The organism is Propionicimonas sp. (assembly GCF_034927565.1).
GTDB lineage: Bacteria > Actinomycetota > Actinomycetes > Propionibacteriales > Propionibacteriaceae > Propionicimonas.
Genome location: NZ_JAYFPT010000016.1, coordinates 92,090 through 115,365 on the forward strand (window position 1 = coordinate 92,090; position 23,276 = coordinate 115,365).

Here is a 23,276-nt window from a genome sequence, read left to right on the forward strand (position 1 = left end):
AGCCTACTGCCGCAGATAGTGACGCTGAGCAGCCTTCTCAGCGACGTACTCGCCGTAGGCACGCTGTGTGCTCTCCAGTTCCGAGACCTGGCTCACCGGGACGTCCCACCAGGCCGTCCCCGGTGGGTTCGGGCCGAGCAGGTCGGTCTCGATGTAGAGCACCGTGGTGCGATCGTTGGCCGTAGCCCGGGCGTAGTTCTCCCGGAACCCCGCGATCCCGTTGCAGCGCAGCACGTCCGCTCCCCAGCTGGCGGCATTGGCGGCCAGGTCGAAGGGGACGTCCTCACCGTCCAGCCGTCCGGAGGACGAGCGCACCTTGTACCGGGTGCCAAAACGCTGGGAGCCGCGCGACTCCGACAGCGCGCCGATCGACGCGAAGCCGTGGTTCTGCAGCAGAACGAGGATGACCTTGATCCCCTCTTGTGCCATCGTGGCGATCTCCATCGGCAGCATCTGGTAGGTGCCGTCGCCGACGATCGCCACCACCTCACGCTCCGGCCCCACTGCCAGCTTCACGCCCAGCGCCGCCGGAATCTCGTAGCCCATGCACGAGTAGGCGTACTCCAGGTGGTACTGCTCGGGGTTCGGCGCGCGCCACAGCGCCTGCAGGTCGCCCGGCATCGAGCCGGCGGCGTTGATCACCACGTCCTGTGGCCGCAGCAACTCGTTGAGCGCGCCGAAGACCTCGGTCTGGGCGGGCAGCGGCTGGTGGTTGCGGTGATAGCACTCGTCGACCACCTTCTGCCAGTCGGCGTCGAGTTCGGCAACCCACTGCTGGTAGCCGGTCTCGGTCGTCCAGCCCTCCAGCGCACCGGTGAGCCCGGTCAGCGCCTCCCTGGCGTCCGCCACCACCATGGTCGCCGCATGCTTGGCGGCGTCGAAACCCAGCACGTTGATGTTGACGAACCGCACCTCGGGATTGGCGAAGACGGTGTGCGAAGCGGTGGTGAAGTCCGAGTAGCGGGTGCCGATGCCGATCACCACGTCCGCCTCCCGGGCCAGGGCGTTGGCCGCCCCCGACCCGGTCGATCCGACGCCGCCGACGGCCAGCGGGTGGTCCCAGTTGATCGCGCCCTTGCCGGCCTGGGTGTCGGCCACCGGGATACCGGTGGCGTTGGCAAAGGCCCGCAGTTCCTGGGAAGCACCGGAGTAGATCGTGCCGCCGCCGGAAACCACCAGCGGCGCCTTGGCGGACTTGATCACCTCGACCGCGCGGGCCAGCGCTGCCGGCTCGGGCACCGGACGAGCCACATGCCACACCCGGCGCTCGAAGAACTCCACCGGGAAGTCGAAGGCCTCGGCCTGGACGTCCTGCGGCAGGCAGACCACCGCCGCGCCGGTCTCGGCTGGGTCGGTCAGCACCCGCATCGCCTGGAGTAGCGAGGGGACAAGTTGCTCGGGACGGTTGATCCGGTCCCAGTAGCGCGACACCGGCTTGAACGCGTCGTTCACCGACACGTCGAGGCTGCGCGGATCCTCCAACTGCTGCAGCACCGGGTCGGGGTAGCGAGTGGAGAAGATGTCGGACGGCAGCAACAGCACCGGCAGCCGGTTGGTGGTGGCCAGGGCAGCACCGGTGACCATATTGGTCGCGCCGGGGCCGATCGATGAGGTGACCGCCCAGGTCTGCAGCCGGTTGCGGGTCTTGGCAAAGGCGGAGGCGGCATGCACCGCCCCCTGCTCGTTGCGGACCAGGACGTACGGCAGGTCGGGGGCGTCGGCGACGCCGTCCAACTGCTGCACTTCGGCCTGCAGCAGCGCCTGGCCCAGACCTGCCACATTGCCGTGACCGAAGATCCCGAACACGCCCGGGATCAGCCGCTGCTCGACCCCGTCGCGTTCGGAGTACTGGTTGGCCAGGAAACGGATCACGGCCTGGGCGACGGTGAGCCGGACGGTCTGCGGAGAGGTCATCGGTGACTCCGGTTGTCTGGGTTGCTGAGGGGATGGGGCGTGGTCAGGGCGCCGGGATCAGGATGTCACGCACGATATGGTCGAGCTCCTCGTCCGCGCCGAGGAACTGCCGCAAGGTCTTGCGGGTGGCTCCGAACTCAATGAACTGCGCAGGGGTGAGACCGTCCACGTCGTAGGCCTGGCGGAACTCAGGCAGCTGCGCGTAGAGCGTGTCGACGATCTGCGGGTTGACCGGAACGTCCATCCGGTCCTCGGCGGTCAGGTCACTGTTCTGGATCCGCTTCTGCCAGGAGAACGGCGGCGAGATCACCACGTTGCCACCGACGAACTCGCTCCAGTGCATGGTGTTGCGGAAGGCCGCCGACAGCAGCCGGGCACGCAGCCCACGAGCCTGGAACTCCGCGTAGGCCTTCTTGAACGCCGCCACCCCGGCCCATTCCAGATAGCCCGGGTCAAAAGCCAGCTTCGCGCGGTTGAAGCAGTCCTTCATCCAGTCGTCCAGCCGGCCGACCATGATCGTCACCACCGGGCCCATGGTCGCGGTGTCAAGGCCCTCGGCCTCACGGCGCTTCAGGCCTCGTTCGATCGCCTCGCCGGTGGCCACTGCCTGCGCGACGGTGAACGAGACCGTGACATTGATGCTGACCCCGCGGTAGGTGGCGTCCTCGATGGCTGCCACACCGGTCTCGATCGCCGGCACCTTGACGATGATGTTCTTCGCCAGACTCGAGAAGTAGACAGCCTGGTCGGCCAGCTTGGTGGCGCTGCGGGCCAGCCGCGGATCGGTCTGCATCGACAGCCGGCCGTTGTAGCCGTTGTAGCGCTCGAACGCGGGCTCGAGCAGCTTGGCGGCGTCCAGCGAGACCTCCTCGACCACCTTCCAGCCGATCTCGGACTCGGTGGCCTCGGGGAGTTCCTCGGCGAGTTCCTTGATCCGCGCCGTCCAGCGCGGCAGGTCCGCGCGAATGGCCGCCAGCGCGATCACCGGGTTGCAGGTGGCGCCCACGGCACCGAAGGAAATCGACTCCGCGAGCTCGCTCGGGTCGGCGGAGTCGTTCCACAACACGCTCGGGCCCCGCTGGGACATCGCGCCGAGCGGAGTAGTCATGACAGTCATCGAGGACCTCTTCATCGAGGGCACAGCGTGCCGCTGGCCGGGTTCGGGACCATTCAACTCCGACACTGAAAATAAGTCAACAGAATGTCTTTACATTCAGCCATCCACGCAGTGGGCGACGGCGTCGGAGAGTTCTCGACGCTGTGCACGGTCGACCCCGACCACCAGCACCTCCAGCCCACGGACGGGCACCGCCAGCGCGTCCCGCAGTTCTACCAGACCGCCGAGGCGCCGAGCCGGCACGCCGTAGGCGGACGCGAGCGTCACCGGGTCGATGCCGGTCGGAGTGGCGAACACGCGCTCGAAGGAGTCCGCGAACCGGGCCTGACCGTACTCCAGCGTGGTGAAGATCGCTCCCCCGGCGTCGTCGGCGACCACCACCCGCAGAGCAGGACGGGGCTCGCCCGGCCCGATCGCCAGGCCGTTGATGTCGTGGACGAAAGACAGGTCGCCACACAGCAGCGTGACCGGCCAGCCACTGCCGAGGGATAGCCCCACGGCGGTGGAGACGGTGCCGTCGATGCCGGACAGCCCGCGGTTGGCGTACACCGTCGCGGGTTTGGTGAGGATCGGAGCCAGGTCGGCGTCCCGGATCGCCATCGAGTTGCCCAGGGCGAGGATCCCCTCGCCCGTGCCGCGCACCACCGCTTCGGCGACCGCCGGGCCACTGACGTAGCTCAGCCCAGCCAGGAGCCCGTCCAGCCGTCGGCCGCAGGCCTGGTCGGCCGCCAGCCAGGCGGCGAGCCAGCGCGGCTGCTGTGCCGTGTTGGGGGCGCTCGTCACCGCCTTCGCCGTCAGGGTGGCGTGCCGGCCCGGGTTCGGCAGGTCCGGGCCGCTCCCGACCACAACGAGTTCCACGTCGGTTCGGGTGAGCAGCCGGGTCACCGGCCGGGAGAGTGTCGGATGCCCGAACATCACCACCCGCTGGACCTGGTCGGCCAGCTCCGTCCCGAGCAGCAGCCGGCCACAGCGCAGGGCGTTCGTTCCACCACGAGCATTGCTGGACGGCTCCGCCAGCAACGGCAGTCCCGCCGCCTCAGCGAAGGCCCGCGCCCGCGCGCCCTCGGACGGCGGGGCATCGCCGGCGACCACCACCGTCGGTGGTGCAGCGTCGAGGACCACCGGCTCGAAACCCGCCTCCACCGCTGGCTCAGGTACCTCGAGTTGGAGACGTTTCCGGCCCCAGTCCCCCTCGGGATCATCGGGAACGAGAGGTTCGGGCAGGGCGAGGTTGAGATGGACTGGTCCGGGGTAACCATTCTGGCCACCCGAGGCAGTCGAAACGGCGGCGGTGACGGTCTCCGCCCAGGTCATCGGGCGGTCGGCGGCATCGACCGCCTGTTCGCTGCGGACGAAGACACCGAAGATGCCGGGCTGGACGGTGGTCTGGTTGGCCCCCGTCCCCACCAGGTCAGCGGGACGATCGGCGCTCACCACCAGCAGCGGGACGCGGGAGTGGTGAGCCTCCATCACTGCCGGCAGCAGGTTTCCGACAGCGGTGCCCGAGGTGGTCACCACCGGCACGACCCGGCCGGAAACCTTGGCCAGGCCGAGCGCGAAAAAGCCCGCCGAACGCTCATCCACCCGGACATGCAGCCGCAACCGTCCGGCGGCCTGCGCGGCATGGGCAGCCAGCGCCAGCGGGGCCGAGCGGGAACCGGGCGCCAGCACGAGATCGGTGACGCCGCCGGCCAGCAACGTCGCCACCACTGCCTCGGCGCAGGCGTACGACCGACTCATCCAGCCCTCCCCTCCGTGGTACAGGCACCCAGCACGACACGGTCCGGCCGACGGGTACGGACGTCACAGCGCAGGCTCCGACCAGGAGCGTAGCGAGTCGCCCGTCCGCGGTTCATGCGCGGTCCGCGGTCAGCGGCTCGGCCAGGCCGGCCCAACGCTCCCGCCACCAGCCCGAGGTGGTCGGGTCGGCCCGCCAGGAGCCCGCCTCGTCCACCTCGACCTCCCGCACCTCGATGCTGCCTCCCTCGGCCAGCAGCGGCCGGCGGCTCACGTCCCGGGTGAACAGCGCGGCGGTGTTGAGCCCACAGGCGTACGGCAACTCCGGCAGGCTGGCCGCCAGGGCCAGACCGGCGCGCAGACCGACCGAACTCTCCAGTGCCGAGGACACCACGACCGGCATCGCGAGGCTCTCGGCCAGTTCCAGGCAGCGCCGCACCCCGCCGAGCGGCTGGACTTTCAGGACGGCGATGTCAGCGGCCTCCAGCGCAGCCACTCGTTCGGGGTCTCCCGAGCGGCGGATCGATTCGTCCGCCGCGATCAGGATGTCGAGTCCGCGCCTGGCCAGCTCCCGGCGCAGCCTGGCCAGCTCCGCCACGCTCGCGCAGGGCTGTTCGACGTACTCCAGGTCGAAGGGGGCCAGCAGCCGCAGCCGGCTCAGCGCGTCCGGGACGCTCCAGGCGCCGTTGACGTCGATCCGAAGCTTGCCGGACGGCCCGAGGGCGTCTCGCACCGCCTCCACCCGCGCCACATCCTCGGCGATGTACTGGCCCTTCTCTGCCACCTTCACCTTGGCCGTGGTGCAGCCTGACTCCTGGACGATCCGGTGGGCACTGGTCGGGTCGGTGGCCGGCACCGTGACGTTCACCGGGACGCTGGTTCGCACCGGCTCCGGGAAGCCCTCGAACGCCGCCTCCCGGGTGGCACGCGCCCAGGTGTCGGTCTCGGGACGTTCGTATTCGGCGAACGGGCTCCACTCCGCCCAGCCCGCCGGACCGCGCACCAACAGCCCGTGGCGCACCCGCAGGCCGCGGAACCGGGTCCGCAGCGGCAGGGCGAAGACGCCAGCTGGCTCCAGCAGGTTCATCACGCGATCATCAGCCCGGCCGCCAGGCCGATCGCACAGATCAACTCGGCGAACCCCACCCGCTTCAGCACCACGATCAGCTCCCGGCCGGCGGCGCCGGCCAGGACCGCCGAGGTGGGGCCGAACAACACCGGCAGCATCGCCAGCCCCAGCAGCGCCCACCAACTGCTGGTCGCAGCCACCCCGGCCACGCCGGCGGTGGCGAGCACCACCAGGGCGAGGAAGAACCACCGGGTGCCACGATCACCGAGTCTGGTGGCCAGCGTGCGCTTGCCGGCCTGGGCGTCGCCGGCCAGGTCACGCAGGTTGTTGGCGACCAGGATTGCGCAGGCCAGGGCACCAATGGCGATCGCCGCCCACCAGGCCGCTGCCGGCACAGCCCCGAGCTGGATGTAGGCGGTGCCAGTGACCGCCACCAGGCCGAAGAAGCAGAAGACGAACAGCTCGCCGAGCCCGGCATAGCCGTAGGGGTGAGGTCCGCCGGTGTAGAACCAGGCCGCGGCGATGGCTGCCGCACCGACGACGAGCAACCACCACTGTCCGGTGACGATCACCACGCCCAACCCGGCAACCGCCGCCACCGCGAAGCTGAGCAGCGCGGCCGCCTTCACCTGCCCGGGGGTGGCTGCCCCCGAGCCCACCAGCCGCAGCGGCCCGACCCGGGCGGCATCGGTGCCCCGGATGCCGTCGGAGTAGTCGTTGGCGTAGTTGACCCCCACCTGCAGGGCCAGCGCCACCACCAGCGCCAGGGTGGCGAGCAGCGGGACGAAGCCGCCCTCGAACCAGGCCACCGCGCTGCCGGCGATCACCGGCGAGAACGCGGCCGGCAGAGTACGGGGCCGGGCACCTTCCACCCACTCAGCCGGCGTCGCCATCGCTACCCCCCTGCTGCCAGTCGCGCTGCAACGCGATCCGATCGATCTTGCCTGACGGGGTATACGCCAGCCGGGCCACGCGCCGCAACTCCCGGGGCAGCGCGGCGCTGCCGAGCCGGGTGCCCAGCACCCCGGTGACCTGGGCCAGGTCGAGCGGACCGGTGGTGACCGCCACCACCCGCGCCCCCCAGCGCTCGTCGTCCACGGCGAACAGCACCACTCCCCCGGCCTCCGGCGCGCCGACGAGCGCGTCGCTGATCCGCTGCGCCTCGGCGAGGTCGACGTTCACCCCGCCGCTGACCACCACGTCGTCGATCCGTCCGGTCACCTCCAGGCTCCCGTCGGCGGCGAGCCGGCCACGGTCGCGGGTGAGCACCGTGTTCCCGGAGAGCACCGCGGCGGTCCCTGCCGGGTCGTTGCGGTAGCCGCTGAACACCAGCGGTGCGGTGATCGAGATCCGCCCGGTCGCATCGAACCCGAGTTCCACGTCCCGGAGAGGACGCCCGTCGTACACGCAGCCTCCGCAGGTCTCGGCCATACCGTAGGTGGTGACCACGGCGATGCCACCGTCCCGGGCCCGGGCCAGCAGCCCGGGGTCGATCGCCGATCCGCCCAGCAGGACGGCGGCATATCTTCCCAGCCGCGCCATCAGCTCGGGTTCGGCCAGCGCCCGCCACAGCTGGGCTCCGACCAGCGAGAGGTAGCAGCGCTCCGATGGTTCGGGCAGGTCGCTCAGATCGCCCTGCCCGAACCGGACGGAGGTGCCGGCGGCCACCGCACGGGCCACCGTCATCAGGCCGGCAACGTGGTGGGTGGGGAGCAGGCAGACCCAGTCGCCGGGCCCGCCCAGCCGCTCGTGGGTGGCAGCCGCCGAGGCGAGGACGGCGTCGGCGGCGAGCACGACGAACTTCGGTGCGCCGGTCGATCCGGAGGTGGCCACCACCACGCCGGCCTCGACTCCGGCCGGACGCTGCGGCTCCAGGGCCGCCAGCCAGCGGGCGCGGCCCTCGGCCGGCAACGGTGCGACCACAGCCTCCCCGGCGAGCGCCCGGGCGAGCGCCGCTGTCAGGCCGGCCGGGTCGACGAGGGTCAGCCCGGGCCCCTCCGACACCCCGGGCCGATGGCTGCCGGAGGCCGGCACTGCCGGAGCGCCCGGGATCGGTGGTGGCAGATGCACAAGCCAACGATACGTTCACCCCGACGGAGTAGATTGGAGGCTATGGGACGGGTTCTGCCGATAGTCGTGCTGGCGCTGCTGGCGATCTACGCGGTGGTCGAGGTCGCCCAGTCCGATCCCTACCGGGTCCGGATGCTGCCGCGCTGGCTGTGGGCAGTGGCGATCATCATGGTGCCGGCGGTGGGCCCGATCTGCTGGCTGCTCTTCGGCCGGCCCACCAACCGTCCCCAGGATCCCGGTCGCCGCCCGCCCCGCGCACCCGACGACGACCCCGATTTCCTGCGCCGGCTCTGAACCGGGCACTGATTTCGTCCCAATTTTTTCTGAATTCCTCCTGAGAGAAATCTCTGTGGCAGACTGCTGCCCGTGCTCAGTTTTCTCAGGTCCAGGGTGGTCGTCCTGGTTGTGAGTTCACTGTCCACACTGGCCCTCGCCACTGGCCTGGTGGTCCATGCCGATGCTGCCTCGGCCTTCGCCGCAGCCACTGTCGATGGCAGCCACGCCCCCGGCACCGCGCAGTCGGCCGATCCGGTGGACGTCGAAGCCCTGCAGGCCCAGCGGGCCGCCCAACTGCAGCGCCGGTCGCAGGCGGTCGATGCCCGGCTGGCTGCCCTGGACGCGTTGCAGGCCCAGCAACTGCTCGAACTGGGGTACGACCCCGAGACCGCCACCACCCCGCAGGAGATCGCTCGCCAGATGATGCTCACCTGGTACGACTGGGACGAGGATCAGTTCGCCTGCTACGACGCGATCATCATGCGGGAGAGCCGCTGGGATCCGTCCGCGGACAATCCGCGCTCCAGCGCGTACGGCATCCCGCAGGCACTGCCCGGCAAGAAGATGGCCTCCGCCGGAGACGACTGGAAGACCAACCCCGCCACTCAGATCAAGTGGGGCCTGGGCTACGTGAAAGACCGCTACGGCACCCCGTGCAAGGCGTGGTCGTTCAAGCGCTCCCACGGCTGGTACTGATTCACACGGCTGGTACTGAACTCTGCTCACCCTGCTCACCGCAGAATCCGGTTGATGGAGGCCGATCGAGGGAATATCCCCCTCGGTCCGCGATCTGGAACCGGTTTTGGAAACTGCTGTGGCGCCGGACCGGGAGCGCCTCTCGGCGCGTGGCCGCTCGCAGCGGCGAAGGTTGGAGCCCGGGGCTACCGCGGTCCGGCACCGGGTAGAAGGATAGGCCAGCCCGATCCGATCACCAACATTGACCGGCAGGCTCGGTCACTGCAGCCGGCCGGACCGCCACAACCGCGCTGACGCCGTCAGGTCCTGGGCCATCGCCTGCAGCCGTCCGGCCTGGATCACCGCCCGGTGTCCGCCCGACACCTCCGCTCTTCCGGCGCAGACCACCAGGCAGAACGCCGCCGCGCGCTCCAGGGCAACCGCGAAATCCCCCTGGAAGGCACCCCGCAGGATCGCGTCGACCACCCGGCGGATCTCTTCCGGTCCGGCCGGATCCACCCCGGCGACGGCATGGTTCGGTTCGGTGAACCGGATCCCGGCGGCATACTCGCGAGCGGCCCCCTCCGGATCGCTGCGGACCCACTCCCGCAGCAGATAGAGCCGCCACAGTGCACCGGGCAGGCTGTGCGCCGGACGGGCGGCCCACAGGTCGGCGAGGTCGGCGATCCCCACCTGGTCGACCAGCCCCACCAGCCGTTCCACGGTCTGTGGATCCGACGCCGCCCGCCCGCACCGCAGCAGGACGGCAGCGGTCTCGTGCGCGGCATGCAGTTGCGCGATCGGATCGCTGCCCTCCCCCAACGCCTCGAGCGCCGCGGGCTCGGAGTACCTCGGACGGCGCGGCTTGTTCACCCCGCAAGGGTATGCGCCTGCCGCACTCTCAGCGGCAACGCCTCACCCGACCGCTACCGCTCAAGCCCGTCCAGCCCCCGGTCAGCGGCCCGAAGGCTCAGGCCCGTGGCTCCACCGGAGGGACGATGCCGTCCTCGATCGCCCGCCGGAAGAGGTCGAGCTTGCTGGTCGCCGGCCGGTTCACGATGGTGTACTTCGCCCGGATCCGCTTGAGGTACTCCTTGACGCTGTTCTCGGCGATCCCGAGCCGTACCGCCACCTCGGGCACCTCCATTCCGCCGGCGTACAGCGCGAGCACCTCACGTTCCCGATGGCCGAGGTTGGCCGCCACATAGCTCTCATCGCCCTCGATCAGGCCCAGGATCTCCTGCGAGAGCACGATCTGACCGTCCGCCACCGCCTCGATCGACGCCACCGTGTCGGCGATCGGATCAGCCTTGCGGCACACCCCGGCAGCGCCGCCGGCCAGCGCCCTCCGCAACAGCCGGACGTTGTCGGCGATCGAGTAGACCAGCACCGTGTACCCGGCGGCGATCAGATCCTCGGTGTTCTGCTTGGGGTCGCTGCCGTCGGCGAGTTGGAGGTCGAGCAGCACCACGTCCGCCCGGAGCTGGCGCGCCAGGAAGGTGTCGACGGTGGCGTCCTCGCTCACCACGGTGATCCGTCCGGCGGCATGACCGGCCAGCGCCGCCGCCACCCCGAACCGGATCGCCTCATGGTCGTCAATGACAGCAGCGTGAATCATGTCTGAGCTCTCTGGTCAGCGGGACTGGTAGATGCCATTCTTGTCCAGACCGAGCATCTCGGTGCGTCCATCGGTGCGAACGGTCAGGATCGTGACCACATCGTCATATCCCTCCGGAGCCGCGCGGGCAACCAGTTTCTTCACCGTACGGTCGCTCAGCTGGGTGGTCAGCGACTGCTTCAGCGCCTTGCTGACCACCTCGGGCAGAGCCGAGCCGCGGCTGTCCACCAGGGTCACCTCCACGCCGCGCATCCGGGCCGCCTCCACCACGTCCTGGGTGCCCTCGGCCAGCAGGTTGGACGCGCGCAGCCCGTCACGCAGCCGGCGCTCGGTGGCCAGTGCGGTCTCCAGGTCGGTCTCGGTCAGCGGGGCGGTCGGGTCGGCCAGGGTGGACAGCAGCGGACCGACCTGGGTCTTCAGCTGTCGCAGCCAGATGTCCCGCAGCACCAGCCGGGAGTAGCTCTCGGCGATTGCCTGGTTGGCGGTGTAGGACGCCTCCTGGGTGGTCATCACCCCGGTGCCGATCTCCATCAGCCAGCGGCTGACCAGCTGGGCGACGATCATCCAGGAGACCGGGCCGAAGGACACCCGCACCACCTCGCCGAGGCCGAGGCCATGGGTGAACGCCCAGTACAGCGACTCGGCGACGAACAGGCCGACGCCGGCCCAGGCCACCGACGGTCTGCCTCGGAACAGCAGCACGATCAGGATCACCATCGCCACGCTGGAGTACCAGGTGGCATACCCCGGCCACCGTCCCATCGGGAGCACCGACTGCACCAGCAGCGTGGTGGCGCTCAGCAGGAACACCACCGCGATCGCCGAGGTCATCGGCAGCGGATTGTGGTCGATGTCGCGCAGCGACAGCCAGGTGGCCAGCACGGCCAGCGCCTGCGCGGCGAACACCGGCCAGGCCAGGGTGACCTGGTCGAGAGTGGTCCAGCCCAGGACGAAGTGCAGGCTGATCAGGAGTGAGATCAACCCGGCCAGGGTGCGGCCGCGCATCGTGGCCAGCGCCGGGTACTGCTCACGCAGGTTCTTCAGCTGCGGCGGCAGGACGTAGTCGACCTCCGGCGACGACAGCCAGCTGAGCTCCACCGTGGTGCCCTTGCCCGGCGCCGAGCGCAGTTCCACCTGACCGCCGACCGATTGCATGCGGTCGAGCACCGAGAGCTGCAACCCGAACCGGTCCGAGGGAACCGTGGTCGGGTCGAAGCCCACCCCGTCGTCCGACACCACCACGCGGACGCCGGCCTGGCCTTCGGCCGGGTCGCCGATCAGGACGTCGACCCGGTCGGCCTCGGCGTGCCGGGCGATGTTCATCGCCGCCTCGCGGCTGGCCTGGCCGATCGCGCTGGCGACCGACGCCGGCACCAGCAGGGCGTTGTCGCCGAGCTCGACCCGGAACCGGGCCTGCGGCAGCAGCTGGCTCACCACATCCTCGACCAGCCAGGCGACGTGGTCGACCGAGACCGGTACCCGGTTGTCGGGCTCGCGTCCGGCGGTCTCCAGCTGATCGATCGCATGCTGCGCGAGCACCGCCACCTGCGGATCCCGCTGGGTGCCGGTCAGTGCCGCGTTGACCAGCGTGGTCATCACCTCGTCGTGGACGATGCTGTCCAGCCGGCGGCGCTCCTCGACCAGGGCGTGCTCGACGGCTGCCCTGGCCTGCTCCTGCTGGGAGGTCTCCAGGGTGGCGTTGAGCCGGCGGATCGAGTCGGTGAGCAGGCTGATCCCGATGATCACCGCGCTGGGGTTGATCACCAGCACGAGCATGTCCTGCATGGCCGAGACCAGCGAGATGGCCTGGCCGGACGGGGTCAACCGCACCCAGGCGAACACCGCCCCGGACACGATCGCGTAGATGAACCCCCACTGGGTGCCGATCGTCAGTGCTGCCCAGACGCTGGCCACACCCAGGCACATCCACAACCAGGGGCTGCCGTCGGCCGGTTCGGAGGACGTCCAGCCCAGCGGCCAGGTGGCGATCGCCGCCAGGATCAGCACGCAGTAGCTCCTGGCCAGCCAGACCACCGACCGGCCGGCCACCGACCACAGCGTCATCCCGATCGTCACCGCGATGGTGCCCAGCCCGAAGACCAGCAGCCACCAGCCCGCCTGATACTGGATCTGGCCGGCGGCCATGAACGCGGCGGGCACCAGGCTGCCGAGACAGAACAGCGCCACACCGCGGTGGACCCAGGCGGTCAGTTCTGGTGGAGTCGGGGTACCCACGGCTGTCCTCAACGGCTCCAGTCGACCAGGCCGGCGCTGTCGTGCTCCCCGTCCGGCCAGACCGCCCGGACGATCCCGGCGGCGGCCAGTGCCTTGCGGCAGCCCGGGCAGGGCGGGTCGGTGATGTAGGCGGTGGCGCCCTTGGTGTCGCGGGTGGCGAACAGCAGGGCGTTCACCTCGGCATGGATGGCGATGCAGAAGCCGGCGGTGCCGGGACGGTCGTAGTCGCCCAGACCGGGCACCTGGTCATAGCTGAGCTGACCCCGCGGGCAGGCGCCCTCCAGGCAGTCAGGGTGACCCGGCGCGGCACCGTTGTAGCCGGTGGCGATGATCCGCCGGTCGTGGACCAGCACCGCCCCGACCCGGCGGCGGGTGCACTTGGCCCGGGCGGAGACCGCCTGGGCGATGCCGAGGAAGTAGTCGTCCCACCCCGGGACGACCACCGTCGGCTCGCTCGTCATGTGCCTACAGTAGTGGGACGAGGCCGCTGTCAGGGCAGTACTTCGGGGGCTGTCGCGGCTGCAACGTCAGCCGGTGCGGTGAGCAGGCCGGCGTCGAGCATGAAAGCAGCCATCGCCTGCCAGGCGTCGAGGTCGAGCCGGCCGTCCGTCCGGCCCTGGGAGTCGGTCATGATCGCGAGCGTGGCGGTCAGGGTCGCCCGGGCCGCCTCCAGCGCCTCGCCGCTGAGCCCGGGCACCTGGGTCTGGGTCACCGCCAGCGCGCGGTCGGGATCCTGGGCGGCGGCGTTGATCCCGTCGACCATCGCCTCGGCCACGCCCCGGACCAGCTCGGGATTGGCCGCCAGGTAGGCCCGGGTGGTGACCAGGCTGGCGCCGACCAGCGGCGGGGTGCCGTCCGCGATCGGCAGCGCGCGGACGGCGACGCCGGCCAGCTGGAACTGGACCAGGTCGTTGTTGGTGAAGCCGATCACCGCGTCCACATTGCCGGTGGCCAGTGCCGCCCGCTGGGTGTAGCCGATCTCAACCACGTCGACGTCGTCGGTGGTCAGCCCCGCGGTGTGCAGCGCGACCAGCAGGGCGAACCAACTCGATCCGAACCGCCCGGGGACGCCGATCCGTTTGCCGCGCAGGTCGGCCAGGCTGGTGATGTCCCCGGCGTCCGGGACGATCAACTGCACCGGGTACTGCCGGTAGTAAGTGGCCACGGCGACCAGGTCGGCGCCGGACTCACGGGCCTGGAGCATCTCGTCGGCGCCGGCGAGCACGAAGTCTTCCTGTCCGGCGGCGATCGCGGTGAACAGGCCTTCCTGGGCGCCGTGGTGGCGCAGGGTAGCCGGGGTGCCTGTGCCGGCGGCGAACCCTCCGTCCGCCTCGGCCAGGTAGAACGGCGCGAACTGGACGTTGGGGATGTAGCTCAGGCCGATCCGGGCCGGCGCCACCGGCGCGGGGCTGGAGGCGGTACCGGAACTGGTCGGCGCCGACGGCGATTCGGGTGGCAGGGCGGCCGCGGTGCAGCCGGACAGGACGAGCAGCGGGACGAGCAGCCAGGTGAGACGCATGAGGTTCCTTCAGTCGGCGAAACGGGAGTGTCGTTCGAGGGCGTAGATCAGGCTGTAGATGCCGGCGGCGGCCAGGCAGAGGACGACGATCGTGGCGAACATGCCCGCGGTGTCGACAGCGTCCCGCTGCACGGTGAGGACCTGGCCGAGCCCGCGTCCGCCCATCACCATCTCGCCCACCACCGCGCCGGTGATCGACAGCGTGAAGCCGTTGCGAAGCCCGGCCAGCACGGCCGGCCAGGCCAGTGGCAGTTCGATCTCGGTGAGCAGTCGGACGGTGTCGGCACCGTCCACCCGCGCCGCCCGCAGCACGTCGCGGTCGACATGGCGCAGCCCCAGGACGGCGGAGACCAGGATCGGGAAGAACACCATCAGCGAGCACAGCAGGATCACCGGCCACAGGCCGTACCCGACCCAGAGCACCAGCAGCGGGGCGAGGGCGATCGCCGGAATGGCCTGGGTGGCGCCCAGGAAGGGTTGGACGGCGGCACTGAACCAGCGCGAGCGATGAATCGCGACCGCGAGCGGCAGCGCCACCGCGGCGCCCAGCAGACAGCCACCGAAGGCCTCGGCGAGGGTGAGGCCGAGGTAGGGCCACAGCTCTCCCACGGCGAGATCGGCCACCAGCCGGCCCGCGACGTCGCCCGGCGAGGGCAGCAGGTAGGCCGGGACGGACCCCAGGCTGGTGGTCAGCCACCAGCCGAGCAGCAGGATGACGGCGAGCAGCACGGGAGCGGTGACGGTGGTGCCCCGCCAGGGCTGCTGCGGTCTCATCGATCCTCCGGTCCAGGCGTGGACCGGGGTGCGTGAGCGACTCGGCCGCGCGACAGCGGCCGAGGGCCCGTGCTGCCTCCCATCCGGACTTTCACCGTCGGCGCTGGAATTCCACCAGCTCAACCGTCCCGCAGGTGCGGGCCGGGTCGCGGACTGTCACCGCCGGTTCGGAATTACACCGACCCCGGAGCACGTTCGCCACCATGGTAGACCCTCGGCGCCGTCGGCAGGGCAGGGTTCATCGTCTCTCCGCCCGTCCGACCAGCCGCCACCAGATTGCGGGGCCGTAACAATGCCGCGCGCACAGGTGCGCGGACGGCGGCACTGGTGCCAGCATGAGAACGGCCACAGAAAGGGACCCTCATGCGCATCGCCGTACCCGCCGAAGTCAAGAACCGCGAGTACCGGGTGGCGATCACCCCGGTCGGGGTTGCCGAGCTGGTCGGCCACGGCCACGAGGTCTTCGTCCAGTCCGGGGCAGGGCTGGGGTCGTCGATCTCCGACGCGGAGTACGTCGCCCAGGGCGCCACCGTCCTGCCCGACGCCGATGCCACCTGGGCGGCCGGCGAGTTGGTGATGAAGGTCAAGGAGCCGGTCGCCGAGGAGTACCACCGGCTGCGCGACGACCTGGTGCTGTTCACCTACCTGCACCTGGCCGCCGACCGTCCGGGGACCGACGCATTGCTGGCGGCCGGGACGACCGCGATCGCCTACGAGACCGTCCAGCTGCCCAACGGCCTGCTGCCGCTGCTCTACCCGATGTCGGAGGTGGCGGGCTGCCTGGCCCCGCAGGTCGGTGCCCACGCCATGATGAAGGCCCAGGGCGGCCGGGGCGTGCTGATGGGCTGCGTCGGCGGCGTGGCGAACGCCAAGGTGGTGGTGCTGGGCGGTGGCGTGGCCGGGCAGAATGCGGCCAATGTCGCGCTCGGGATGGGCGCCGACGTCACCATCCTCGACACCGATCTGGAGAAGCTGCGGACCACCTTCTGGCGCTACGAGAACCGGGTACACGGCATCGTCTCGTCCCGGCTGGCGATCCGCGAGCAGGTGCTGGCCGCTGACCTGGTGATCGGGACGGTGCTGATCCCCGGTGCGAAGGCGCCCAAACTGGTCACCAACGAGATGGTGGCCGCGATGAGGCCGGGCTCGGTGCTGGTCGACGTCGCGATCGATCAGGGCGGCTGCTTCGAGGATTCCCACCCGACCACCCACGACGATCCGACCTTCACCGTGCACGACTCGGTGTTCTACTGCGTGGCGAACATGCCCGGAGCAGTACCGAACACCTCCACCTGGGCGCTCACCAACGCCACCCTCGCCTATGCGGTGAAGCTCGCCGACTCCGGCTGGAAGCGGGCCCTGGCCGACGACCCCGCCCTGGCGAAGGGGCTCAACACCGCCGCCGGACGGATCACCTACCCGGCCGTGGCGGAGGCGTTCGGGCGCGACCACACCCCGGTGGCAGAATTCCTTGGCTGACCTCCGTCGACTCCGGAAGACCCCGTGGCTGAGCGTGTCTGCCTGTCCCTGGCCGTCGCGAGCGGGGTTCCGCGGAGTGGCTCGCCAGGCACAGGAGGGAGGCGATGCGGCGCACCGCCGACCGCCGACAACGCCGCGAGACACCCGTGGGGCACCGCGCGGCAGGCCACCGTGGGAATAGAGAGACACGCTCTCTAGGCTCGACACCACTACCGAGGAGGTCAGATGCCGAACTTTCGCACCGTCCTGAAGAGCTTTGGCGGGAACAACGTCGGGATTGTGGTGCCCGAGGATGTGGTCGCCTCCTTCGGGAAGGGTAAGCGCGTCCCTGTCGTGGTGACGATCGATGGCGGCTATTCCTACCGCAACACGATCACGTCCATGGGTGGGCAGTTCCTGCTGAGCTTCAACGCCCAGACCCGCAAGGCGACCGGACGGGGAGCCGGTGACGAGGTCGAGGTCACCGTGGACTACGACGACGCACCCCGGGTGGTCGAGGTACCGCCCGAGCTCGCCGAGGCCCTGGCCACCGACCCGGACGCCGCAGCCGCCTGGGCGAAGCTCTCCTACAGCCACCAGCGCCAGCATGCCGAGGCGATCGCCTCCGCCAAGGCCGCCGAGACCCGCGCCCGCCGGATCGCTGCCACCCTGACGAAGCTGCGCGGCTGAAGGCCACCCCTTCGCCCGGCCGTCCAGTCGCCTCCCCCGCACCACGAACCCACATCGCGCGCCTTGCCGAAGGGGGACGGGAGGGAACACCAGCCGACGGGAGAGAGCACCAGCCGACAGGCGTGACCGCCCGGTGGCGGGCGTGGGGAACAGAGCGGCGAACGCGCCCGACTCAGGCGAAGGGGTCGGCGATCCCCACGTAGACGGTCTCCAGGTACTCCTCGATGCCCTCGGCACCACCCTCGCGGCCCAGGCCGGACTGCTTGACTCCGCCGAAGGGCGCCGCCGGGTTGGAGATCACCCCCGAGTTCACCGCCAGCATGCCGGTCTCGATGCGCTCCGGCAGCCGCAGCGCGCGGGCAAGGTCGCGGGTGTACAGATAGGAGATCAGGCCGAAGGGGGTGCTGTTGGCCAGGGCAACCGCCTCGTCCTCGGTCTCGAAAGTGGTGATCGGGGCCACCGGTCCGAAGATCTCCTCGGTCATCACCCGCGCGGTTCCGGGGACGTCGGCGAGCACGGTCGGCTGGAAGAAGTAGCCGGGGCCAGCCACCGGATGGCCGCCGGTGAGCAGCCGGGCACCGGACGCGACCGCGTCACCGACCATCTCTCCCAGCCGCTGCCGGGCAGCCGCGTCGATCACCGGACCGAGTTGGACGCCGTCCGCGACACCGGGGCCGACCCGCATCGCGCCCACCCGGGCAGCCAGCCGGGCGGAGAACTCCTCGGCAACGCCGGCCTGCACATAGAGCCGGTTGGCGGCCGTGCACGCCTGGCCGCCGTTGCGCAGCTTCGCGGCGTAGGCCCCGGTCACCGCCTCGTCCAGGTCGGCATCGTCGAAAACCAGGAAGGGGGCATTGCCACCGAGTTCCATGGACGTGCGCAGCACCGTGTCCGAGGCCTGCCGCAACAACTGCCGTCCGACCTCGGTGGAGCCGGTGAAGGACAGCTTCCGCAGCCGCGGATCAGCGAACAGCGGCGCCGTGGTCGCCGCCGAGCGCGAGGTCGGGATCACGTTGAGGACACCGTCGGGCAGTCCCACCTGGCGCATCACCTCGGCGAACAGCAGGGTGGTCAGCGGGGTGAGTGCCGCCGGTTTGATCACCACCGTGCACCCGGCCGCCAGCGCCGGTGCCGACTTGCGGGTGGCCATGGCCAGCGGGAAATTCCACGGCGTGATCAGCAGGCACGGCCCCACCGGACGCCGGGTCACCAGGTGCCGCTGCCGGCCGTCGGGGGCGATCGTGTAGCGACCGTTGATCCGGGAGGCCTCCTCGGAGAACCAGCGCAGGAACTCCGAGCCGTAGTCGACCTCGCCGCGGGCTTCGGCCAGCGGCTTGCCCATCTCCAGGGTCATCAGCAGCGCGAAGTCATCCGCGCGGCGCTGGATCTCCTCGAACCCGGCACGCAGCAACTCGGCCCGCTCCCGCGGCGCCGTCCTCGCCCACGACTGCTGGGCCGCGCAGGCTGCGTCGAGCGCGGCAGTGGCGTCCTCGGGGGACGCATCAGCCACCTGGGCCAGGACGTCGCCGGTGGCCGGATCCTCGACGGCGAACCGGCAGCCCCCACTGCCAGGGCGCCAGGCGCCGCCGATGAACAGGTCGGTGGGTACTCCAGGAGGCAGTGCTGTCATGCCCGCCAGCTTTGCAGGTCAGCGGCGCAGGACGGAACCCTGTCCGATCGGCTCGGAGCGCTCGGCCTCCCAGTCGTCCACCGGTGAGACCACATGCCCCAACATCTCCGGGACGGTCAGCATCTCCGGGGCGAACGGCAGCCGGTTCGACGATGCCGGCTCCCCCTGAGCCGCCTGGCCAGATGCCTGGTCGTGGTGCTTGTGGGCGGTGGCCACCATCAGCTTGATCCGGTTGAGCTGGTTCACCTCCGAGGCCCCGGGGTCATAGTCCACCGAGACGATGTTGGCCTGCGGGAACCGGCGCCGCAGTTCAGCGAACATGCCCTTGCCGACAACGTGGTTGGGCAGGCAGGCGAACGGCTGGGCGCAGATGATGTTCGGCGCCCCCAGTTCGATCAGCTCGACCATCTCCGCGGTCAGCAGCCAGCCCTCACCGGCGCGGGTGCCCAGCGAGATCACGCCCTCCGCACGCTCGCCGAGCGCCTCCATGGTGGGCGGGGAGTCGAACTTGCCGTTGGTCTTCCGCAGCGCCTTCCAGACCGGACGCTGGTACTGCTCGATCAGCCAGACCGCGGCCTTCTTGATGTGTCGCGACTTCTTGCCGATCCCCATCGTCTGGTACTGGTAGTCGGCCGAGTACATCGACATCAGGAAGAACGGCAGCATCCCGGGCAGGACGGCCTCGCAGCCCTCCTGCTCGATCACGTCGACGGCGTGGTTGTTCGCGTCCGGGTGGAACTTGACCAGGATCTCGCCGACCAGCCCAACCCGGGGCTTGCGGGCCAGTGGCAGCAGCGGCAGCGCGTCGAACTCCCGGACGATCTGCTCGACCAGCCGGCCGTAGCCGACCGAGCCACCCAGGGTGGGACTGTAGCCGCTGTGCTGCAGCCACTCCTGGCAGATCAGGTCCCACTTGTCGTAGAGCGCCTTGGCCGATCCCTCCTCGGCCTCGTAGGGACGCACCCGCAGCAACACGTTCTGCAGCAGGTCGCCCAGCACGAAGGACTGCAGCGCCGGGTGCAGCATGGACGGGGTGAGCTTGAACCCCGGGTTGTTCTCCAGCCCCTGCACGCTGATCGCCAGGATCGGCACCTGGGGGTAGCCGGCGTCCTTCAGCGCCTTGCGCAGCAGGCCGACGTAGTTGGTCGCCCGGCACATGCCGCCGGTCTGGGTGATCGCCACCGAGATGTTGTCCGGATCGGCCTCGCCCGACCGGATCTTGTTCACCAGTTGGCCGACCACCATGATCGCCGGGAAGCAGGCGTCGTTGTTGACGTACTTCAGCCCGATCTCGACGTCCTCTGCCGAGGCCTTCTCCAGCAGCCGGACGTCCAGACCCACCTTGCGCATCACCGGCACGATCAGCCGGAAATGGATCGGCGACATCTGCGGGGCGTAGATGACGTGGTTGTCGCGGGCGTGCTCGTCGAACAGCTTCTTCTCCACCAGCGGGCCGAAGGTGCTCACCGTTGCCGAACCGCGGCGCTCGGCCGCGGCCGCCTTCATCGATCGCAGCCGGATGGTGGCCGCGCCGAGGTTGGAGACCTCATCGATCTTCAGCACGGTGTAGACGTCGCCGGCGGCCTCCAGGATCTCCTGTACCTGGTCGGTGGTGATCGCGTCCACCCCGCAGCCGAAGGAGTTCAGCTGGACGAGGTGCAGTTCGGGGTCGCGGGCGGTGACAGCTGCCGCCTCGTAGAGCCGGGTGTGGTAGGCCCACTGGTCGCGCACCCGGATCGGCCGGGTGAGCACCGGGGTGGCGACATCGATGATCGAGTCCTCGGTGAGCACTGCCATGCCAAGCTTGTTGATCAGCTGCGGCACGCCGTGGTTGACCTCCGGGTCGACGTGGTACGGACGCCCGGCCAGCACGATTCCCTTCACCTTGTGCTCGGCCATGTAGGCCAGCGCCCGGCGTCCCTCCTGCCGGATGTCGGCCTTGACCTTGGCGTCCTCCTCGTAGCCGGCCTGGACGGCGTCCCTGGCCTCCTCCAGGCTGACGTTCCAGTCGGCGAACACCTCCACCAGCCGCTCGGCGAGCTTGACCGGGTCGTTGAGGTTGAGGAAGGGCGCCAGGTAGCGCACCCCGGGCTCCCGCAGCCGGTCGACGTTCTTCTCCAGCAACTGCGGGTAGAAGGCGACCACCGGGCAGTTGAAGTTGTTGTCGGCCTGTTCGACCTGCTTGGCCTCGAACGGCACACAAGGGTAGAAGATCGTGGTGATCCCGCGGTCGAGTAGGGACTCGATGTGCCCGTGGGCGAGCTTGGCCGGGTAGCAGACGTTCTCGGACGGGATCGACTCCATCCCGCGCTCGAACAGGTCGTGGCTGGAGCGGCCCGAGATCGTCACCCGGAAGCCCAGCCTGGTCAGGATGGTGAACCACAGCGGGAAGTTCTCGTACATGTTGAGCACCCGCGGGATGCCGATCTCGCCACGGGTCGCCTTGTCCTCGGTGAGCCGGCGGTAGCCGAACAGCCTGCGGTACTTGTAGTCGAACAAGTCGGGCAGCTCGCTCTTCTTCGGCCGCGCCTCGGTGCTGGCGCCGCGCTCGCAGCGGTTACCGGAGACATGCCGGCTGCCGTCGTTGAAGGTCGAGATGGTGAGCTGGCAGTGGTTCTGGCACAGCCGGCACTGGTCCAGGCTGGTCTCGACGGTGAACCCGTCCAGCTCGTCCAGCCCGATCACCTGCGACTTCTCGCCGATCGGCCAGTTCTTCTGGGCGGTCAGCGCCGCACCGTAGGCCCCCATCAGCCCGGCGATGTCCGGACGGACGACCTCCGCCCCGGTGAGCAGTTCGAAGGCCCGCAGCACGGCGTTGTTCAGGAAGGTGCCGCCCTGGACGACCACCTTCTCGCCCAGTTGGGAGGCGTCCTTGAGCTTGATCACCTTGTAGAGCGCGTTGCGGATCACCGAGTAGCTCAGCCCCGCGGAGATGTCGGCCTGGGAGGCGCCCTCGCGCTGGGCCTGCTTGACCGAGGAGTTCATGAACACCGTGCACCGGCTGCCGAGGTCGACCGGCGCCTGCGACTCCAGGGCGGCCTGCGCGAACGAGGCGATGTCGGTGCCCATCGTGACGGCGAAGGTCTGCAGGAAGGAGCCACACCCGGATGAGCAGGCCTCGTTCACCGCGATCGAGTCGATCGCGCCGCCGCGGATCCGCAGGTACTTCATGTCCTGCCCGCCGATGTCGATGACCGAGGTGACCCCGGGGCTGACGTGCTCGGCGGCCCGGTAGTGGGCCATGGTCTCGATCTCGCCGTCGTCGACTCGCAGCGCAGCCTGGACCAAGCCCTCGCCGTAGCCGGTCACACAGGCGCGGGCCAGCCAGGCGTCCGGGCGCAGGCCGGTCAGCACCTCGCGCAGGATCCGGATCGCCGAGGTCACCGGGTCATTGGAACTCTGGTAGTGGGAGTAGACGATGGTGTCGTCGGCATTCAGCACCACTGCCTTGATGGTGGTCGAGCCGGCGTCGATGCCGAGGAACAGTGGGCCCGACGCCTCGTCCAGGCTGCCCTGGGCGACGGCGTGCTGGGCGTGCCGGGCGTCGAAGGCTGCCCGCTCGTCGGCATCGGCGAACAGCGGACGCATCCGGTGGCTGACCAGCGGGATCACCACCTTGGGGCTGAGCCGTCCGGCCAGCTCGGCGGCGGTGGCGGTACCGTCCGGCGAACCGCCGCGCAGCGGCTGCCCGCTACCGCGGCCCGGGATGTGCCGGGAGGTGTCGCCGGCCAGCAGGGCTGCGCCCATGGCGACGTAGAGCTGGGCGTCCTGCGGCGTGGTGAACGAGGTCACCTGCCCTTCCAGCGACCGGACGTAGGCCTGACGCAGTTCGGGCAGGAAGTGCAGCGGCCCACCGAGGAAGACCAGGTTGCCGCGGATCGGGTGGCCGCAGGCCAGGCCGGCGATGGTCTGGGTGGCGACCGCCTGGAACACCGAAGCGGCCAGGTCGGTGTGAGCAGCGCCCTGGTTGAGCAGCGGCTGCAGGTCGGACTTGGCGAACACCCCGCAACGGCTCGCGATCGGGTAGAGGTGCTGGTACTGCGCGGCAAGCTCGTTGAGGCCCTGGGCGTCGGTGTGCAGCAGGGTGGCCATCTGGTCGATGAAGGCGCCGGTCCCACCGGCGCAGGTGCCGTTCATCCGCTGTTCGGGGACGGGGTGCAGGTAGGTGATCTTCGCGTCCTCGCCACCGAGTTCGATGATCACGTCCGCCTCGGGATTGAAGCGTTCGATGGCGGCGGTGCTGGCGATCACCTCCTGGACGAACTCCACCCCCAGCAGATCGGCGATCGAGAGGCCCGCCGAGCCGGTGACGGCGGTCCGGAACTGCTGGTCACCGAACCGCTCGGCGATCTCGCCCAGCAGGCTGCGCAGCTCGCCACGGACGTCGGCGTTGTGGCGCCGGTAGTCGCTGTAGAGCGTGGTCGACCCCGCCAGGACCACCGCTTTGACCGTCGTCGAACCGATGTCCAGACCGAGCGAACGGAGCTGCTCCAT

18 protein-coding genes and 1 riboswitch are annotated in these 23,276 nt (G+C 70.0%); of the genes, 4 read left to right on the top strand and 14 right to left on the bottom strand.

Going from position 1 to position 23,276, the window contains the following annotated elements:
* Positions 1-3: 3 nt before the first annotated feature.
* From iolD to VB080_RS05080, 6 genes are all read right to left on the bottom strand, one after another.
* Positions 4-1,914, bottom strand: a complete 1,911-nt coding sequence (gene iolD / locus VB080_RS05055) for a 3D-(3,5/4)-trihydroxycyclohexane-1,2-dione acylhydrolase (decyclizing) (protein ID WP_323417342.1) — start codon at positions 1,912-1,914, stop codon at positions 4-6.
* 43 nt (positions 1,915-1,957) lie between these two features.
* Positions 1,958-3,031, bottom strand: coding sequence for a transaldolase family protein (locus VB080_RS05060; protein WP_323417343.1), 1,074 nt, complete (start codon positions 3,029-3,031; stop codon positions 1,958-1,960).
* Positions 3,032-3,127: 96 nt separating this feature from the next.
* Positions 3,128-4,771: a 2-succinyl-5-enolpyruvyl-6-hydroxy-3-cyclohexene-1-carboxylic-acid synthase gene (menD, locus tag VB080_RS05065; protein ID WP_323417344.1), complete on the bottom strand. Its 1,644-nt coding sequence runs from the start codon at positions 4,769-4,771 to the stop codon at positions 3,128-3,130.
* A 112-nt stretch (positions 4,772-4,883) separates the two neighbouring features.
* Positions 4,884-5,855: an o-succinylbenzoate synthase gene (locus VB080_RS05070; protein WP_323417345.1), complete on the bottom strand. Its 972-nt coding sequence runs from the start codon at positions 5,853-5,855 to the stop codon at positions 4,884-4,886.
* Entirely contained in the window at positions 5,855-6,730 is an 876-nt protein-coding gene (locus VB080_RS05075; protein ID WP_323417346.1) for a 1,4-dihydroxy-2-naphthoate polyprenyltransferase, read from the bottom strand. The genes VB080_RS05070 and VB080_RS05075 overlap by 1 nt, the downstream gene beginning before the upstream one ends.
* The gene (locus VB080_RS05080) at positions 6,714-7,907 is read right to left on the bottom strand and encodes an AMP-binding protein (RefSeq protein ID WP_323417347.1); all 1,194 of its coding nucleotides are present in this window, start codon (positions 7,905-7,907) and stop codon (positions 6,714-6,716) included. The genes VB080_RS05075 and VB080_RS05080 overlap by 17 nt, the downstream gene beginning before the upstream one ends.
* 42 nt (positions 7,908-7,949) lie before the next feature.
* On the opposite strand from VB080_RS05080, the gene VB080_RS05085 reads away from it, so the two are divergent.
* Complete coding sequence (locus VB080_RS05085) at positions 7,950-8,201, top strand: PLD nuclease N-terminal domain-containing protein (protein WP_323417348.1); 252 nt, start codon at positions 7,950-7,952, stop codon at positions 8,199-8,201.
* 72 nt (positions 8,202-8,273) lie between these two features.
* Positions 8,274-8,879 (top strand): hypothetical protein, encoded by a 606-nt coding sequence (locus VB080_RS05090; protein ID WP_323417349.1) that lies wholly within the window; start codon positions 8,274-8,276, stop codon positions 8,877-8,879.
* A gap of 258 nt (positions 8,880-9,137) precedes the next feature.
* Here the strand turns inward: VB080_RS05090 and VB080_RS05095 are convergent, their stop codons facing one another.
* The 6 genes from VB080_RS05095 to VB080_RS05120 form a co-directional block, all read right to left on the bottom strand.
* Entirely contained in the window at positions 9,138-9,731 is a 594-nt protein-coding gene (locus tag VB080_RS05095; RefSeq protein ID WP_323417350.1) for a hypothetical protein, read from the bottom strand.
* 97 nt (positions 9,732-9,828) lie between these two features.
* Positions 9,829-10,476, bottom strand: coding sequence for a LuxR C-terminal-related transcriptional regulator (locus tag VB080_RS05100; protein ID WP_323417351.1), 648 nt, complete (start codon positions 10,474-10,476; stop codon positions 9,829-9,831).
* Positions 10,477-10,491: 15 nt separating this feature from the next.
* On the bottom strand, positions 10,492-12,711 hold the full coding sequence (locus VB080_RS05105; protein WP_323417352.1) for an ATP-binding protein: 2,220 nt from the start codon (positions 12,709-12,711) through the stop codon (positions 10,492-10,494).
* Positions 12,712-12,719: 8 nt separating this feature from the next.
* Positions 12,720-13,172: a dCMP deaminase family protein gene (locus tag VB080_RS05110; RefSeq protein WP_323417353.1), complete on the bottom strand. Its 453-nt coding sequence runs from the start codon at positions 13,170-13,172 to the stop codon at positions 12,720-12,722.
* A 29-nt stretch (positions 13,173-13,201) separates the two neighbouring features.
* On the bottom strand, positions 13,202-14,230 hold the full coding sequence (locus tag VB080_RS05115) for an ABC transporter substrate-binding protein (RefSeq protein WP_323417354.1): 1,029 nt from the start codon (positions 14,228-14,230) through the stop codon (positions 13,202-13,204).
* A 9-nt stretch (positions 14,231-14,239) separates the two neighbouring features.
* On the bottom strand, positions 14,240-15,004 hold the full coding sequence (locus VB080_RS05120) for an ABC transporter permease (protein WP_323417355.1): 765 nt from the start codon (positions 15,002-15,004) through the stop codon (positions 14,240-14,242).
* Between the two features lie 66 nt (positions 15,005-15,070).
* Positions 15,071-15,200, bottom strand: a riboswitch (FMN riboswitch).
* Positions 15,201-15,367: 167 nt separating this feature from the next.
* On the opposite strand from VB080_RS05120, the gene ald reads away from it, so the two are divergent.
* The gene (gene ald / locus VB080_RS05125) at positions 15,368-16,483 is read left to right on the top strand and encodes an alanine dehydrogenase (RefSeq protein WP_323417356.1); all 1,116 of its coding nucleotides are present in this window, start codon (positions 15,368-15,370) and stop codon (positions 16,481-16,483) included.
* Positions 16,484-16,708: 225 nt separating this feature from the next.
* Positions 16,709-17,152: a YdeI/OmpD-associated family protein gene (locus VB080_RS05130; protein ID WP_323417357.1), complete on the top strand. Its 444-nt coding sequence runs from the start codon at positions 16,709-16,711 to the stop codon at positions 17,150-17,152.
* Between the two features lie 172 nt (positions 17,153-17,324).
* On the opposite strand, the gene VB080_RS05135 is transcribed toward VB080_RS05130, so the two are convergent.
* Positions 17,325-18,782: an NAD-dependent succinate-semialdehyde dehydrogenase gene (locus VB080_RS05135; RefSeq protein WP_323417358.1), complete on the bottom strand. Its 1,458-nt coding sequence runs from the start codon at positions 18,780-18,782 to the stop codon at positions 17,325-17,327.
* An 18-nt stretch (positions 18,783-18,800) separates the two neighbouring features.
* Positions 18,801-23,276: an acyl-CoA dehydratase activase-related protein gene (locus VB080_RS05140; RefSeq protein WP_323417359.1), complete on the bottom strand. Its 4,476-nt coding sequence runs from the start codon at positions 23,274-23,276 to the stop codon at positions 18,801-18,803.

Bases quoted from the DNA above. Each gene is read 5' to 3' on its own strand.
- VB080_RS05085 (WP_323417348.1), top strand. From the start codon at position 7,950: ATGGGACGGGTTCTGCCGATAGTCGTGCTGGCGCTGCTGGCGATCTAC.
- iolD (WP_323417342.1), bottom strand. From the start codon at position 1,914: ATGACCTCTCCGCAGACCGTCCGGCTCACCGTCGCCCAGGCCGTGATC.
- VB080_RS05115 (WP_323417354.1), bottom strand. From the start codon at position 14,230: ATGCGTCTCACCTGGCTGCTCGTCCCGCTGCTCGTCCTGTCCGGCTGC.
- VB080_RS05130 (WP_323417357.1), top strand. From the start codon at position 16,709: ATGCCGAACTTTCGCACCGTCCTGAAGAGCTTTGGCGGGAACAACGTC.
- VB080_RS05060 (WP_323417343.1), bottom strand. From the start codon at position 3,031: ATGACTGTCATGACTACTCCGCTCGGCGCGATGTCCCAGCGGGGCCCG.
- ald (WP_323417356.1), top strand. From the start codon at position 15,368: ATGCGCATCGCCGTACCCGCCGAAGTCAAGAACCGCGAGTACCGGGTG.
- VB080_RS05140 (WP_323417359.1), bottom strand. From the start codon at position 23,276: ATGGAGCAGCTCCGTTCGCTCGGTCTGGACATCGGTTCGACGACGGTC.
- menD (WP_323417344.1), bottom strand. From the start codon at position 4,771: ATGAGTCGGTCGTACGCCTGCGCCGAGGCAGTGGTGGCGACGTTGCTG.
- VB080_RS05070 (WP_323417345.1), bottom strand. From the start codon at position 5,855: ATGAACCTGCTGGAGCCAGCTGGCGTCTTCGCCCTGCCGCTGCGGACC.
- VB080_RS05110 (WP_323417353.1), bottom strand. From the start codon at position 13,172: ATGACGAGCGAGCCGACGGTGGTCGTCCCGGGGTGGGACGACTACTTC.
- VB080_RS05100 (WP_323417351.1), bottom strand. From the start codon at position 10,476: ATGATTCACGCTGCTGTCATTGACGACCATGAGGCGATCCGGTTCGGG.
- VB080_RS05075 (WP_323417346.1), bottom strand. From the start codon at position 6,730: ATGGCGACGCCGGCTGAGTGGGTGGAAGGTGCCCGGCCCCGTACTCTG.
- VB080_RS05120 (WP_323417355.1), bottom strand. From the start codon at position 15,004: ATGAGACCGCAGCAGCCCTGGCGGGGCACCACCGTCACCGCTCCCGTG.
- VB080_RS05135 (WP_323417358.1), bottom strand. From the start codon at position 18,782: ATGACAGCACTGCCTCCTGGAGTACCCACCGACCTGTTCATCGGCGGC.